The organism is Pseudomonas sp. GQ91, assembly GCF_059758795.1.
The window spans coordinates 246877-262055 of sequence record NZ_JCAXED010000008.1 but is presented as its reverse complement, the minus strand read 5'-3'; the positions used below and the strand labels follow the sequence as shown (position 1 = coordinate 262055).

The 15179-nt window shown below is 61.2% G+C and carries 12 protein-coding genes; 11 read left to right on the top strand and 1 reads right to left on the bottom strand.

Annotated elements, in window-relative coordinates:
• Nucleotides 1-171: 171 nt before the first annotated feature.
• From mfd to AC6CIA_RS14575, 5 genes are all read left to right on the top strand, one after another.
• Nucleotides 172-3621: a transcription-repair coupling factor gene (gene mfd, locus AC6CIA_RS14595; protein WP_498312925.1), complete on the top strand. Its 3450-nt coding sequence runs from the start codon at nucleotides 172-174 to the stop codon at nucleotides 3619-3621.
• 10 nt (nucleotides 3622-3631) lie between these two features.
• The gene (locus AC6CIA_RS14590; RefSeq protein WP_339530491.1) at nucleotides 3632-4201 is read left to right on the top strand and encodes a CsiV family protein; all 570 of its coding nucleotides are present in this window, start codon (nucleotides 3632-3634) and stop codon (nucleotides 4199-4201) included.
• 9 nt (nucleotides 4202-4210) lie between these two features.
• Nucleotides 4211-6904, top strand: coding sequence for a DEAD/DEAH box helicase (locus AC6CIA_RS14585; RefSeq protein WP_498312923.1), 2694 nt, complete (start codon nucleotides 4211-4213; stop codon nucleotides 6902-6904).
• 127 nt (nucleotides 6905-7031) lie between these two features.
• Nucleotides 7032-7208, top strand: coding sequence for a hypothetical protein (locus AC6CIA_RS14580; protein WP_165447424.1), 177 nt, complete (start codon nucleotides 7032-7034; stop codon nucleotides 7206-7208).
• Between the two features lie 73 nt (nucleotides 7209-7281).
• Nucleotides 7282-9459, top strand: a complete 2178-nt coding sequence (locus tag AC6CIA_RS14575; RefSeq protein WP_498312921.1) for a mechanosensitive ion channel family protein — start codon at nucleotides 7282-7284, stop codon at nucleotides 9457-9459.
• On the opposite strand, the gene AC6CIA_RS14570 is transcribed toward AC6CIA_RS14575, so the two are convergent.
• A complete protein-coding gene (locus AC6CIA_RS14570; protein WP_498312920.1) occupies nucleotides 9435-10148 on the bottom strand; it encodes a UTRA domain-containing protein in 714 nt (237 codons plus the stop codon). The genes AC6CIA_RS14575 and AC6CIA_RS14570 overlap by 25 nt on opposite strands.
• Before the next feature lie 107 nt (nucleotides 10149-10255).
• Between AC6CIA_RS14570 and AC6CIA_RS14565 the strand changes: the two genes are divergently transcribed.
• The 6 genes from AC6CIA_RS14565 to AC6CIA_RS14540 all read left to right on the top strand — a co-directional run bounded on the left by AC6CIA_RS14565 (nucleotide 10256) and on the right by AC6CIA_RS14540 (nucleotide 15173).
• Nucleotides 10256-10438: a hypothetical protein gene (locus tag AC6CIA_RS14565; RefSeq protein WP_498312918.1), complete on the top strand. Its 183-nt coding sequence runs from the start codon at nucleotides 10256-10258 to the stop codon at nucleotides 10436-10438.
• A gap of 60 nt (nucleotides 10439-10498) precedes the next feature.
• The gene (locus AC6CIA_RS14560) at nucleotides 10499-11566 is read left to right on the top strand and encodes an ABC transporter substrate-binding protein (protein WP_498312916.1); all 1068 of its coding nucleotides are present in this window, start codon (nucleotides 10499-10501) and stop codon (nucleotides 11564-11566) included.
• A 185-nt stretch (nucleotides 11567-11751) separates the two neighbouring features.
• Nucleotides 11752-12558 carry an alkaline phosphatase family protein gene (locus AC6CIA_RS14555; protein ID WP_498312914.1) on the top strand — a complete coding sequence of 269 codons (807 nt, stop codon included), beginning with the start codon at nucleotides 11752-11754 and terminating at the stop codon, nucleotides 12556-12558.
• A gap of 5 nt (nucleotides 12559-12563) precedes the next feature.
• On the top strand, nucleotides 12564-13400 hold the full coding sequence (locus AC6CIA_RS14550) for an ABC transporter permease (RefSeq protein WP_339530503.1): 837 nt from the start codon (nucleotides 12564-12566) through the stop codon (nucleotides 13398-13400).
• A complete protein-coding gene (locus tag AC6CIA_RS14545; protein WP_339530504.1) occupies nucleotides 13387-14187 on the top strand; it encodes an ABC transporter permease in 801 nt (266 codons plus the stop codon). Before AC6CIA_RS14550 ends, AC6CIA_RS14545 begins: the two co-directional genes overlap by 14 nt.
• Entirely contained in the window at nucleotides 14184-15173 is a 990-nt protein-coding gene (locus AC6CIA_RS14540) for an ABC transporter ATP-binding protein (RefSeq protein ID WP_339530506.1), read from the top strand. The genes AC6CIA_RS14545 and AC6CIA_RS14540 overlap by 4 nt, the downstream gene beginning before the upstream one ends.
• Nucleotides 15174-15179 lie beyond the last annotated feature (6 nt).

Sequence of the window (15179 nt, the reverse complement as noted above, 5' to 3'; positions counted from 1 at the left end):
CTCCGAAATATACGTGCATTTCGGCACTACATATTGAGTCAAAACCCGGCATTGTTTGTCATAGCCACTACATTTCCCACAAACCGCATTAGACACAGTCAGCAACTGACAGGCGGCACTCCGGGCCGTTACAATTACCGACTTTGTCGCAACGCTGGAGCTCAACCGTCCGTGCCCGTCCTGCGTCTACCGCTACTCCCTGCCGAGGCAGGTAAACAGCATTGGGGCAACTTGCCCGGTGCCGCCTTGAGCCTGGCTATTGCCGAGGCTGCCAGCGCAGCCAAGCGCTTTACCCTGCTGCTGACCGCCGACAGCCAAAGCGCTGAACGGCTGGAGCAGGAGCTGAGCTTCTTCGCCCCCGATTTGCCGGTGCTGCATTTCCCGGACTGGGAAACCCTGCCCTACGATCTGTTCTCGCCGCATCAGGACATCATTTCCCAGCGTATCGCCAGCCTGTACCGCTTGCCGGAACTGGCCCACGGCGTGCTGGTGGTGCCAATCACCACCGCCCTGCACCGCCTGGCGCCGACCAAGTTCCTGCTGGGCAGCAGCCTGGTGCTGGACATCGGCCAGAAGCTCGACGTCGAACAGATGCGCACGCGCCTCGAGGCCAGCGGCTACCGCTGTGTCGACACGGTGTACGAACACGGTGAGTTTGCGGTGCGCGGGGCGCTGATCGACCTGTTTCCGATGGGCAGCAAACTGCCCTACCGGATCGACCTGTTCGATGACGAAATCGAGACCCTGCGTACGTTCGACCCGGAAAACCAACGCTCCATCGACAAGGTCGAATCGGTCAAGCTGCTGCCAGCCCGGGAATTCCCGCTGCAAAAAGACGCGGTCACCCGCTTCAAGGCACGCTTTCGCGAGCGCTTCGACGTGGATTTCCGGCGCTGCCCGATCTTTCAAGACCTGAGCAGCGGGATTACTCCGGCGGGTATCGAGTATTACCTGCCGTTGTTCTTCGATGAAACCTCGACCCTGTTCGATTACCTGCCACAGGACACACAAGTGTTCTCCCTGCCGGGTATCGAACAGGCAGCGGAGAACTTCTGGAACGATGTACGTAATCGCTATGAAGAGCGGCGCGTCGATCCATCCCGTCCTTTATTGCCACCGGCCGAGTTGTTCCTGCCGGTGGAAGACTGTTTCGCCCGCCTGAAAAGCTGGCCGCGTGTAGTCGCCAGCCAGCAGGACGTGGAAACCGGCGTCGGCCGCGAGCGCTTCCCCGCGCAAGCGCTGCCAGACCTGGCAATCCAGGCCAAGGCCAACCAGCCCCTGGAAGCGCTCTCCAACTTCCTCGGCGACTTTCCCGGCCGTGTGCTGTTCACTGCCGAATCCGCCGGTCGCCGCGAAGTGCTGCTGGAGCTGTTGGAGCGCCTGAAACTGCGGCCGAAAACCGTCGACAGCTGGCCGGACTTTGTCGCCGGCAAGGACCGCCTGGCGATCACCATCGCACCGCTCGACGAAGGCCTGCAACTGGATGACCCAGCCCTGGCGCTGATTGCCGAAAGCCCGCTGTTCGGGCAACGCGTGATGCAGCGCAGGCGTCGGGAAAAACGCGCCGACGTCAATAACGACGCCGTGATCAAGAACCTCACCGAGCTGCGCGAAGGCGCGCCGGTGGTGCATATCGACCACGGTGTCGGGCGCTACCTGGGCCTGGCGACGCTGGAAATCGATAACCAGGCCGCCGAATTCCTCACCATGGAATACGCCGAGGGGGCCAAGCTCTACGTGCCGGTGGCCAACCTGCACCTGATCGCCCGCTACACCGGCAGCGATGACGCCCTGGCGCCGCTGCACCGCCTCGGTTCCGAAACCTGGCAGAAAGCCAAGCGCAAGGCCGCCGAGCAAGTGCGCGACGTCGCCGCCGAACTGCTGGACATCTATGCTCGCCGCGCGGCACGCGAGGGTTACGCCTTCGCCGACCCCAAGGCCGACTACGCGACCTTCAGTGCCGGCTTCGCTTTCGAAGAAACGCCGGATCAGCAAACCACCATCGACGCCGTGCGCGCCGACATGCTGGCGCCCAAGCCGATGGACCGCCTGGTCTGCGGCGACGTCGGCTTCGGCAAAACCGAAGTGGCGATGCGCGCCGCCTTTATCGCGGTACACGGCGGTCGCCAGGTGGCGATTCTGGTCCCCACCACCCTGCTCGCCCAGCAGCACTACAACAGTTTCCGTGATCGCTTCGCCGACTGGCCGGTAACCGTCGAAGTGATGAGCCGCTTCAAGTCGACCAAGGAAGTCAACGCCGCCGTGGCCGACCTGGCGGAGGGCAAGATCGACATCGTCATCGGCACGCACAAGCTGTTGCAGGACGATGTGAAGATCAAAAACCTCGGCCTGGTGATCATCGACGAAGAACACCGCTTTGGCGTGCGCCAGAAAGAACAGCTCAAGGCCCTGCGCAGTGAGGTCGACATCCTGACCCTCACGGCCACGCCGATCCCGCGTACGCTGAACATGGCGGTGTCGGGCATGCGTGATCTGTCGATCATCGCCACGCCGCCGGCGCGGCGCCTGTCGGTGCGCACCTTCGTCATGGAGCAGAACAAAAGCACGGTCAAGGAAGCGCTGCTGCGCGAGCTGCTGCGCGGTGGCCAGGTCTATTACCTGCACAACGACGTGAAAACCATCGAGAAATGCGCCGCCGAACTGGCCGAACTGGTGCCGGAAGCGCGAATCGGCATCGGTCACGGACAGATGCGCGAGCGCGAACTCGAACAGGTGATGAGCGACTTCTACCACAAGCGCTTCAACGTACTGATTGCCTCGACCATCATCGAGACCGGTATCGACGTGCCGAGCGCCAACACCATCATCATCGAACGGGCCGACAAGTTCGGCCTGGCACAGTTGCACCAGCTACGCGGCCGGGTCGGGCGCAGCCACCACCAGGCGTATGCGTATTTGCTCACGCCGCCACGCCAGCAGATCACCTCCGACGCCGAAAAGCGCCTGGAGGCCATCGCCAACACCCAGGACCTGGGCGCGGGTTTTGTGCTGGCCACCAACGATCTGGAAATCCGTGGCGCCGGCGAACTGCTGGGAGATGGCCAGAGCGGGCAGATTCAGGCGGTCGGTTTCACGCTGTACATGGAAATGCTCGAGCGCGCGGTGAAAGCCATCCGCAAGGGTGAGCAACCCAACCTTGATCAGCCGCTGGGCGGCGGTCCGGAAATCAACCTGCGCTTGCCGGCGTTGATTCCCGAAGACTACTTGCCGGACGTTCACGCGCGACTGATCTTGTATAAACGCATCGCCTCGGCCACCGACGAAGAAGGCCTCAAGGACCTGCAGGTCGAGATGATCGACCGCTTCGGCCTGTTACCTGAGCCGACCAAGAACCTGGTGCGCCTGACGCTGCTCAAATTGCAGGCCGAACAACTGGGCATCAAGAAGGTCGACGCCGGCCCTCAAGGGGGGCGCCTCGAGTTCGAAGCACAGACGCCGGTGGACCCGCTGGTGCTGATCAAGCTGATTCAAGGCCAGCCCAATCGCTACAAGTTCGAGGGCGCTACGCTATTCAAATTCATGGTGCCGATGGAACGTGCCGAAGAACGCTTTAATACGCTGGAGGCGCTGTTTGAACGCCTCCTCCCGAAATCTGCTTGAAGGACGCCTCATGCGCCTGCTTCGTATCCTGAGTCTGTTGTTGGTGGTCATTGCACCTTCGGCGTTTGCCGACAGCCTCTATCAGGTGGAAATGATCCTGATCCGCCAGAATGCGGAACCGCTGATCAAGAGCCGCGCGGCCCCGGAAGACTGGGATGCCGGTGCACCCCGCCAGGGCAGCGAAAAGCTCAGCCCGCCACGCCTGGGCACCATCGTCGAGAAGCTTCAGGCCAGCGGCGACTACAGCGTGCTGCTGCACAAAGCCTGGGAACAGAACCTGGGGGAGCAGCCGGTCAAGGTCAGGATCACCGACGGCCAGGAGCAGTTCAGCCAGTTTCCTATCGAAGGCATACTGAGCCTGCAACTGGGGCGTTTCACCCATATTGACGCCGATTTCTGGATCAACCGGTTCGACGCCAACGGCAGCGTCATTGCCAGTGAACACCTGAGCCAGAAAGACGTACTGACCAAGAACAATCAACTCAATTACCTGGACGGCGGCCATCTGGCGCTGCTGATCAAGATCACCTCATTGACCGCAAAACCGCCCAGCGCGCCACCGCCCGACCTTCAGGACTGACACAGCGCCATGCCCGTGACATCGTCGCTGACCAAGCCCCTGGCCCCTTCGTGGGCCAATCGCTTCAAAGAGCAAAGCCTTGAGCGTGGCCGACGCTACGCCCTGGAAAACCGCGTGCGGATTGTCGAGGCCGGCGACAGCACCATCATTGCCAGTTGCGAAGGCTCGGGCGCCAATGTCTACCGCCAGACGATCGCCCTGCGCGAGTCGGCCAAAGGCACGCTGATCCTGGTAGACAGCCGCTGCACCTGCCCCGTGCATACCAATTGCAAACACATCGCGGCGGTCCTGCTCAAAGTCCAGGAAACCCTGGCCTATCCCGCCGCCGTCAAGGATGCGCAACTGCTGGAAAAGCTGCAGGCGGTACTGGATAACCGCGTGGTGCTGCCGCAAGTGCTGCTCGACGATATTCAACCAGTCCCGCGCTTATGGCTGGCGAGCATCGAGTTCAGCGCCTTCGAGCCACGCAACGGCAAAATGCAGCGTTATATCCAGCACCGGGCGGCGCTGTCTTTCAACTATCAAGGCAACTACGTCAGCGGGCATAAAAACGCCGACATCATTGTCCGCGAGGAAACCCAGAGCCTGCGGATCAAGCGTCATCCAGAAGCGGAGCAACAGTTTCGCGAGCAACTGCGACGGCTCGGCTTCAAGATCGCCACCCGCCAGAGCAAAGCCCTGCCGGAAAGTGCCGGCGAACTGTTTGAGATGGTCAACGACAGCGCCTGGCTGAACTTCACCCTCAACGCGTCACCGACGCTGCGGACCGAAGGCTGGGAGTTACAGATCGAAGAGGATTTCGGCTTCGACTTGAGCCCCGTCGAGGACTGGTACGCCAGCGTCGAAGAGGCGCCGGAGCGCGACTGGTTCGACCTTGAGCTTGGCATCATCGTCAACGGCGAACGGTTGAGCCTGCTGCCGATCCTGTTGAACCTGATGCGCTCGCACACCGAAATCCTCAACCCGGAAAAACTCGCCCGCCGCCGCGATGACGAACTGATCCTGGTGCACATTCCCGGCCTGCCCACTGGCGGCCACGGTCCGCTGCAAGTCGCATTGCCCTACGGACGCCTGAAACCGGTGCTGGCCACGCTCGGCGAGTTCTACTTGCAGGAGCCCGGCAGCACCGCCCTGCGCCTGGCCAAGGCCGACGCGATTCGCCTCAACCCGCTGGAAGACCTGCCGCTGCAATGGCAAGGTGGCGAACAGATCCGCAACTTTGCCCTGCGCCTGCGCGACATCAAGGATTTCAGCGCCGTCGCCCCCGAAGGCTTGAATGCGACCTTGCGTCCCTATCAACTGGAAGGCCTGAGCTGGATGCAGTCCTTGCGCCAGCTGGAAGTCGGCGGAATTCTTGCGGACGACATGGGCCTGGGCAAAACCCTGCAGACCCTGGCGCATATTCTCAGTGAGAAAATCGCCGGGCGCCTGGACCGACCTTGCATGGTGGTAATGCCCACCAGCCTGATCCCCAACTGGCTCGACGAAGCAGCGCACTTCACCCCACAGCTCAAGGTATTGGCGCTGTATGGCGCCGGGCGCAAGAAGCACTTCGCCGAACTGCAGAATTACGACCTGCTGCTGACCACCTACGCCTTGCTGCCCAAAGATATCGAGCCACTGGCCGCATTGCCCTTGCACGTGCTGATCCTCGACGAAGCCCAGTACATCAAGAACCCCACCAGCAAGGCCGCGCAGGCTGCCCGCGAGCTGAATGCCCGCCAGCGCCTGTGCCTGAGTGGCACGCCGCTGGAAAATCACCTGGGCGAACTCTGGTCGCTGTTCCACTTTCTGCTGCCGGGCTGGCTGGGCGACGTCAAAAGCTTCAACCGCGACTATCGCGTGCCCATCGAAAAACGCGCCAGCGAAGTGCGACTGCAACACCTTAATGGTCGGATCAAGCCATTCCTGTTGCGTCGCACCAAGGAAGAGGTGGCAACCGAACTGCCGCCCAAAACCGAAATCATCCACTGGGTCGACCTCAACGAGGCCCAGCGCGACGTGTACGAAACCATGCGTTTGGCGATGGACAAAAAAGTCCGCGACGAAATCACGCGCAAGGGCGTGGCCCGCAGCCAGATCATCATCCTGGAAGCGCTGCTCAAACTGCGACAGGTCTGTTGCGATCTGCGACTGGTCAACGACGCCACCCTGCCCCCGCGTGGCAGCAGCTCCGGCAAGCTCGACAGCTTGATGGAGATGCTCGATGAATTGTTTGCCGAAGGGCGCAGGATTCTGCTGTTTTCCCAGTTCACGTCCATGCTCGGCCTGATCGAAATCGAGCTGCAAAAACGCGCCGTGGCCTACGCGCTATTGACCGGCCAGACCCGGGATCGGCGCACGCCAGTGAAGGACTTCCAGAGCGGCAAGCTGCAGATTTTCCTGATCAGCCTGAAGGCCGGCGGCGTCGGCCTGAACCTGACGGAAGCGGACACCGTGATCCACTACGATCCCTGGTGGAACCCGGCCACGGAAAACCAGGCCACCGACCGCGCGTACCGCATTGGCCAGGAAAAGCCGGTATTCGTCTACAAGATGATTGCCCGGGGCACCGTGGAAGAAAAAATCCAGGCCCTTCAACAAGAAAAGTCAGACCTTGCGGCGGGCGTACTGGATGGTCGGACCACCGGGGATTGGAAATTGGGGAATGAGGACATCGAGGCGTTGTTTGCCCCGTTGCCGAACAAACAAGAAAAACGCTGAGGGGTCGAGCTGTATCCCGGCAATCATCCCGCAGCGCGCTCACTGGCGAGTGACTGATACACATCAACTCCACTTTGCGCAAAACGGCCTAAACTGATACTTGTCCCTCCTGACAAGGCCGTCACCCATGATCCCGATGTCCGCGTTCCACTCCATGCTCATCCCCATCCTCACGGGCATGATCCTGCTGGCCGTGGGTTTCAATTTCCGCGACAAGAACCTCGGTGTGTTCGGCATGTGGGTCGGTATGCTGCTGATCCTCGGCACAGTGATCTACAAAATCCTTGCCAAACTGGCCGATTAGACAAATGCACTCGCATTGGGCATAACGGCCTCGTACACTCGGTCAATTCGTCGTTTACAAGGTTGACCGCCGCGTGTTTTCCCGCCTGCTTGTCCTGCCGTACTACCTGTTCGCCTGCCTGCTGATGTTATTGCCGGTCGCGCCTGCGCAAGCAGTCGGCCTCCCCGGCATGCTGGGCAGTTCCAGCAAGGCCCAGCCACAAGCCGACGTTCCGTTGGGCCAATCACTGGATGAAGTGATCAAAACCCTGGAGAACGACCAGCAGCGCACGCAACTGCTGAGCGACCTGAAAAAACTCCGCGAAGCCACTCAAAAAGCCCAGCCCGCCGTTGAGCAAGGCGTACTGGGCCTTATCGGCGGCACCCTGACCAGCCTGGAACAGCAGTTCTCCGGCGCCGACAGCCCATTGGGCCGCTGGTCCGAGGAGTTCGAGCAGGCCCAGGATGAATTCGCCGCGCTGATGCTTCCCGCGGCCGAATGGCTGCCGATCATTTTTGGCTTTGCGGTGATCCTGGCCCTCTGGAGCCTGCTGGCCGCCGCGCTGATCTGGCTCAGCCATCGCGTGCGCGAGCGCTTCGGACTTCCCGAGGAGCTGCCGCAACACCCCCGGACCTGGGACATGGTGCGTTTCGCCCTGCGCAAACTGGGGCCGTGGTTGATCGCCCTGGTGATCACCGTCTACTTAAGCTATGCGCTGCCCTCGTCTTTGGGCAAATCCCTGGCCATGGTGCTGGCCTACGCGCTGGTGGTCGGCACCTGCTTCTCGGCCATCTGCGTGATCGCATTCTCGCTGCTCGACGGTCCACACCGGCATCGAGCGTTGTATATTCTGCGCCGCCAGGCCTTTCGCCCACTCTGGCTGATCGGCAGCTTCGCCGCCTTCGGCGAGGCCCTGAGCGACCCGCGCCTGGTGCAGGGCCTTGGGCCACACCTGGCGCACACAGCCGCTACCGTCGCCAACATCATGGCGGCCTTGTCCACCGGCGTTTTCATCCTGCGTTTCCGGCGGCCCATTGCGCACCTGATTCGTAACCAACCGCTGTCCCGTCGCCTGACGCGCCGGGCGTTGAGCGACACCCTCTCCGTCGTGGGTACTTTCTGGTACTTGCCGGCCCTGCTGCTGGTGGGTATTTCGCTGTTCGCCACTTTTCTTTCCGCCGGCGATACCAGCACCGCCCTGCGCCAGTCGTTGCTCTGCACGGTATTGCTGGTGTTGTGCATGGTGATCAACGGCCTGGTGCGTCGCCACTCGCTCAAGCCACAGCGAGGACTCAGACGCCATACGCTGTATTCCGAGCGCCTGAAGAGCTTTTTCTACACCCTCGCCCATTTGCTGGTCTGGACCGTCTTTATCGAGCTGGGCCTGCGTGTCTGGGGCTTGTCGCTGATTCGTTTTATCGAGGGCGACGGCCATGAAGTCGGGGTCAAGCTGCTCGGCCTCGGCGGTACGCTGCTGTTTTCCTGGCTGATCTGGATCCTTGCCGACACGGCGATCCACCACGCCCTCACCCGTTCCCGCAAGGGCGTGGCCAACGCTCGCGCGCAGACCATGATGCCGTTGATTCGCAACGTGCTGTTTGTGACGATCTTCATCATTGCGGCGATCGTCGCCCTGGCAAACATGGGCATGAACGTCACGCCACTGCTGGCCGGTGCCGGTGTGATCGGCCTGGCCATCGGTTTCGGTGCGCAATCGCTGGTGGCGGATTTGATCACGGGGCTGTTCATCATTATCGAGGATTCCCTGGCCATCGATGACTATGTCGACGTCGGCGGCCACCTCGGCACCGTGGAAGGACTGACGATCCGCACCGTGCGCCTGCGGGACATCGACGGGATCGTGCACACGATTCCGTTCAGCGAGATCAAGAGCATCAAGAACTACTCCCGAGAGTTCGGCTACGCGATTTTCCGCGTCGCGGTGCCCACCAACATGGACATCGACGACGCGATCAAGCTAATGCGCGAAGTCGGGCAGAAAATGCGCGCCGACCCGTTGCTGCGTCGCAATATCTGGTCGCCGCTGGAATTTCAGGGCGTGGAAAGCTTCGAGTCCGGCAACGCTATCCTGCGCGCCCGCTTCAAGACCGCACCGATCAAGCAGTGGGAAGTGTCGCGGGAGTTCAATCTATCCCTCAAACGGCATCTGGACGAAGCCGGGATGGATTTGGCGACGCCGCGCCTGAGCGTGCAGGTGGTGACGGCGGCGAGCGGTCCGCAGGCCGTTCAGAGCACATCCACGCCCACGTGAATGGCGTCATGCCGCCAGAACTCCAGATCACAATCGATCAGCCGTTCGTGTTGATCGTAATTGACCCGGGCAATCCGCAGCCCGGGACTGCCCACTGAGACTTTCAACGCCGCGGCCGCTTCCACTTGCAGTGAGGTCGGCACAATTTCGAAACGCACCCGCCCGTAATGCAGGTCGTACTTGCGGGCATACAGTTCGGTCATTGACTGGTTCAGATCACAGCCCAGAATCCCCGGAAAATACTGCGGGTTGAGGTAGTGCTCGACGTACAACACCAAGCGCCCGTCAATCCGCCGGCTCCTGCAAATCTGGATCACGCTGGACAGCGCCGGCAGTTGCAGCCAGGCACACACCGCTGCCGAGGCCGGTTGCAAGCGTGCCGAAATCACTTCAGTCGAGGGCACCCGGCCCTGGGCGCTGACCATCGCGTGAAAGTGACTGCGCTGCATCAAGTTGTAGGCCAGCCGGGGTGGCGAGACAAACCAGCCACGGCGCTCCTCACGGTAGATCTGGCCCTGGGCCTCCAGTTGCAACAAGGCTTCGCGCACGGTAATCCGGGTGGTACCGAACAACTCGCTGAGCTTGCGCTCGGCGGGCAGTTTGCTGGCGGCGGTCAATAAACCGTGATTGATCTGCTCTTGCAACGCCAGGCCAATGGTTGTCACCGCTTTGGTTGCCTCATCACGCATCAACGTTACCTATCTGGACTAGACCAGCACTGTTTGGGTGCGCAAGGCGCCCCTGAAATGAGCGATTGCTGGCGCATGCAAGCCTAGGCATTGCACATGACCGACAGATGACAACGCCTCCCGGCGCGCCGCCACACAACTTGCAAGACATCGGCCAAGACCATGGATTCCGGGGACGCGGCCATGGTCTACGCTTATTCGGCAATCGCCTGCCGCAAGGTGCAAAAAACGCCATCGACATGAAACTGTCATCCAGCGCGCCTAAATTGGCTCGTGTATTGCTGACCTAGACCAATACCCACCGCGCCATCAAAAAAACGCAGCGTTGAAAACGCCCAAAGGAGCTTCGGATGAAACAGCTTTTCCTGGCATCACTGTTAGGCTCGACCATTGCCATGTGCACCGCCGCCATGGCTGCTGATACCGATCTAAAAACCCTCGAAGCGGCCGCCAAGGCGGAAGGCACCGTCAACAGCGTCGGCATGCCCGATGACTGGGCCAACTGGCGGGGCACCTGGGCAGACCTGGCGTCCAAGTACGGCCTCAAGCACATCGACACCGACATGAGTTCGGCCCAGGAAATCGCCAAGTTCGCCGCGGAGAAAGACGACGCCAGCGCCGATATCGGTGACGTGGGCGCGGCCTTCGGTCCGATTGCGGTGAAACAGGGCGTGGTCCAGCCTTACAAGCCGAGCACCTGGGAGCAGATTCCGGACTGGGCGAAGGATAAAGACGGCAACTGGGCGCTGGCCTACACCGGCACCATCGCCTTCATCGTCAACAAAAAGCTGCTGCACGGCTCCGAGGTTCCAAAAACCTGGAAAGACCTGCAGACCGGTAAATACAAGGTTTCCATCGGCGACGTCAGCACCGCGGCCCAGGCCGCCAACGGTGTACTGGCCGCGGCCCTGGCCAACGGAGGCAACGAGAACAACATTCAGCCGGCACTGCTGATGTTCGCCGACATCGCCCAGCAAGGTCGCCTGTCGCTGGCCAACCCCACCATCGCCACCATGGAAAAAGGCGAAGTGGAAGTCGGCGTGGTCTGGGACTTCAATGGCCTGAGCTACAAGGCCAAGATGGCCAACCCGGATGACTACGTAGTGCTGATCCCCGCGGACGGTTCGGTGATCTCCGGCTACACCACCATCATCAACAAATACGCCAAGCACCCGAATGCGGCCAAGCTGACCCGTGAATACATCTTCAGCGACGCCGGACAGATCAACCTGGCCAAGGGCAACGCACGGCCGATTCGCGCCGAGCACCTGACCTTGCCGGCCGAGGTACAAGCCAAGCTGCTGCCGAACGAGCAGTACAAGAAGGTGACGCCGATCAAGGATGCCGACGCGTGGGAGAAGACCTCCAAGGCGCTGCCGCAGATGTGGCAGGAAACCGTCATCGTCGAAATGCCGTAAGGCATTGACCTACATTGGAATTCCGCTGGAGTTCCACTGTGGGAGCGGCTTGCTCGCGAGAGCGGACGGTCAGTTGAAGCATCTGTAACTGATCCACCGCTATCGCGAGCAAGCCCGCACACACTTTTGACCCCGTTCCTCCAAAGACATTGAATCAAGCCTATTGTTGCGGAGCCTCAGCCCCCATGAAGCACAACGTCATCCTTGTGGTGCTCGACGGTCTCAACTACGACGTTGCCCGACACGCCATGGGGCATCTCCAGGCGTATGTCGGTACCGGACGCGCAGCGCTCTACAAACTGGAATGTGAACTGCCGGCCCTGTCACGCCCGCTGTACGAATGCATCCTCACCGGCGTCCCCCCGATTGAAAGCGGCATCGTCCACAACCAGGTGACGCGCCTGTCCAACCAGCGCAGTATTTTCCATTACGCCACCGAGGCAGGCCTGGCCACTGCGGCGGCGGCCTACCATTGGGTCAGCGAGTTGTATAACCGCTCGCCATTCATCGCTGCCCGTGATCGACATACCGACGACAGGGCGCTGGCGATCCAGCAGGGTCACTTCTACTGGAGCGACCACTACCCGGACGCGCACTTGTTTGCCGACGCGGAAAGCCTGCGGCTCAAACACGCACCCGACTTTCTGCTGGTCCACCCGATGAACATCGACGACGCCGGCCACAAGCACGGTCTCGACACCCCGCAATACCGCAACAGCGCACGCTCGGCCGACATTATCCTCGCCGACTATCTGCAAGGCTGGCTCGACGCCGGTTATCAGGTACTGGTGACGGCCGACCACGGCATGAACAACGATCGCTCCCATAACGGCCTGCTGCCGGAGGAGCGTGAAGTCCCGCTGTTTGTCCTGGGCGAGGCCTTCAGCCTTGACCCCGGGGCCCGCCCCAAACAAACCGAAATCTGCGGCACCGTCTGCGCCCTGCTTGGCGTTGCCCACGACAAACCTGTCTGCCGGGAGCTGTTGAAGTGAACTCCATGACCCGTGGCAAATGGCTGGCCGCCTTGTGCCTGGTGCCCTTCGCCCTGTTCTTTATCGTGTTCCAAATCGCGCCGCTGTGCTGGGTGATGCTCAACAGCCTGCAATCGGAAGAGTTCGGCTGGGGCCTGGAGAACTTCACCCGGATCTTCAGTTCGCGGTTCTATCTGCAGGCGATCCAACACAGCCTTGAGATCAGCTTCTACTCCAGCGTGTTCGGCATCATCATTTCCATATTGGGCAGCTACTCGCTGCGCAAGGTGGATTCGCCACTGCGCAATTTCGTCAGCGCTTTCGCCAACATGACCAGCAACTTCTCCGGCGTGCCCCTGGCCTTTGCGTTCATCATCCTGCTCGGGTTCAACGGCAGCATCACCTTGATGCTCAAGCAGGCCGGGATCATTCAGGACTTCAACCTGTACTCCAAGACCGGCCTGATCATTCTGTACACCTACTTCCAGATTCCCCTCGGGGTCTTGCTGCTCTACCCGGCATTCGATGCCCTGCGCGAAGACTGGCGCGAGTCCGCCGCGCTGCTGGGTGCCAACGGCTGGCATTTCTGGCGGCATATCGGCCTGCCGGTGCTGACCCCGGCGCTGCTCGGTACCTTCGTGATTCTGCTAGCCAACGCCTTGGGCGCCTACGCCACGGTCTACGCGCTGACCACCGGCAACTTCAACGTGCTGCCGATCCGCATCGCCGCCATGGTCTCCGGCGATATTTCCCTGGACCCGAACATGGCCAGCGCCTTGGCGGTGATCCTGGTGGCGCTGATGACCGTGGTCACGGTCGTCCATCAACTGCTGCTCAAGAGGAGCTACCATGTCTCGCGCTGAAACCCGCCAGGCCGCCCTCTACCATCGGGTAGTGGTGTACCTGTTGTTTGCCATCCTGGTGCTGCCGTTGATTGGCACCCTGGTGTATTCCATCGCCAGCAGTTGGTCAGCGACGATCCTGCCGTCGGGCTTTACCTTCAAATGGTATGTGCAACTGTGGAGCGACCCGCGCTTCCTGCATGCCTTTGGCCAATCGTTGCTGGTGTGCGTCGGTGCGTTGCTCCTCTCGGTGGTGTTGATCCTGCCGCTGTTGTTTGTGGTGCACTACCACTTTCCCAGGCTCGATGCGCTGATGAATATTCTGATCCTGCTGCCCTTCGCGGTACCGCCCGTGGTGTCGTCGGTGGGGTTGCTGCAGCTGTATGGCTCGGGGCCGCTGGCGATGGTCGGTACGCCGTGGATTCTGATCGGCTGTTATTTCACCGTAGCGTTGCCGTTCATGTACCGCGCCATCACCAATAACCTGCAGGCCATCAACCTGCGTGACCTGATGGACGCCGCCCAACTGCTCGGCGCCAGTACCTGGCAGGCGGCGTTCCTGGTGGTGCTGCCGAACCTGCGCAAGGGCTTGATGGTCGCGTTGCTGCTGTCGTTCTCGTTCCTGTTCGGCGAGTTCGTGTTCGCCAATATCCTCGTCGGCACGCGCTACGAGACCTTGCAGGTCTACCTCAACAACATGCGCAACAGCAGCGGGCATTTCACCAGCGCCGTGGTCATTTCCTACTTCCTCTTTGTGCTGCTGCTCACCTGGGCCGCCAATACCTTGAACAAGGACAAAAGCCAATGAGCTTCGTCAGCGTCCAGCACCTGCAAAAAAGCTACACCGGGACTCCGGTGTTCAGTGACATCAACTGCGAGGTCGCCAAAGGCGAATTCGTCACCCTGCTGGGCCCGTCCGGCTGCGGCAAGTCCACACTGCTGCGCTGCATTGCCGGCCTGACCTCGGTAGACAGCGGCCAGATTCTGCTGGATGGCCAGGACATCGTGCCGCTGAGCCCGCAGAAACGCCATATCGGCATGGTGTTCCAGAGCTATGCGCTGTTTCCCAACATGACCGTGGAGCAGAACGTCGCCTTCGGCCTGCGCATGCAGAAAGTCAACGCCGATGACAGCCACGCGCGCGTACAGGAAGTGCTGCAACTGGTGGAACTCAAGGACCTGGCGAGCCGTTACCCGCACCAGATGTCCGGCGGCCAGTGCCAGCGCGTTGCCCTCGCCCGCTCCCTGGTGACGCGTCCGCGCCTGCTGTTGCTGGATGAGCCGCTGTCGGCGCTGGATGCGCGGATTCGCAAACACCTGCGCGAACAGATCCGCCAGATCCAGCGCGAACTGGGGTTGACGACCATTTTTGTGACCCATGACCAGGAAGAAGCCCTGACCATGTCCGACCGCATCTTCCTGATGAACCAGGGTCGGATCGTCCAGAGCGGCGACGCCGAAACCCTCTACACCGCTCCGGTGGATGCGTTTGCCGCGGGTTTTATCGGCAACTACAATCTGCTGGACGCCGAAACGGCCAGCAAGCTGCTGCAGCGCCCGGTCAGCGGACGTATCGCCATTCGCCCGGAAGCCATCGAACTCAGCCGCAGCGGCGAACTGGACGCCCTGGTGCGCAGTCACAGCCTGCTGGGCAACGTGATTCGCTACCGCGTGGAAACCCGGGGCGTCGAGCTGGTGGTGGACGTGCTCAATCGCTCGGCAGACGATTTGCACCCGGATGGCCAGCGCCTGGCACTTTCTATCGATCCTGGTGCGCTGTGTGAGGTAGCCTGAAGATGC

Coding starts and splice junctions, on each gene's coding strand:
- AC6CIA_RS14590 (WP_339530491.1), top strand. CDS start 3,632: ATGCGCCTGCTTCGTATCCTGAGTCTGTTGTTGGTGGTCATTGCACCT.
- AC6CIA_RS14585 (WP_498312923.1), top strand. CDS start 4,211: ATGCCCGTGACATCGTCGCTGACCAAGCCCCTGGCCCCTTCGTGGGCC.
- AC6CIA_RS14580 (WP_165447424.1), top strand. CDS start 7,032: ATGATCCCGATGTCCGCGTTCCACTCCATGCTCATCCCCATCCTCACG.
- AC6CIA_RS14570 (WP_498312920.1), bottom strand. CDS start 10,148: ATGCGTGATGAGGCAACCAAAGCGGTGACAACCATTGGCCTGGCGTTG.
- AC6CIA_RS14565 (WP_498312918.1), top strand. CDS start 10,256: ATGACAACGCCTCCCGGCGCGCCGCCACACAACTTGCAAGACATCGGC.
- AC6CIA_RS14560 (WP_498312916.1), top strand. CDS start 10,499: ATGAAACAGCTTTTCCTGGCATCACTGTTAGGCTCGACCATTGCCATG.
- AC6CIA_RS14555 (WP_498312914.1), top strand. CDS start 11,752: ATGAAGCACAACGTCATCCTTGTGGTGCTCGACGGTCTCAACTACGAC.
- AC6CIA_RS14550 (WP_339530503.1), top strand. CDS start 12,564: ATGACCCGTGGCAAATGGCTGGCCGCCTTGTGCCTGGTGCCCTTCGCC.
- AC6CIA_RS14545 (WP_339530504.1), top strand. CDS start 13,387: ATGTCTCGCGCTGAAACCCGCCAGGCCGCCCTCTACCATCGGGTAGTG.
- AC6CIA_RS14540 (WP_339530506.1), top strand. CDS start 14,184: ATGAGCTTCGTCAGCGTCCAGCACCTGCAAAAAAGCTACACCGGGACT.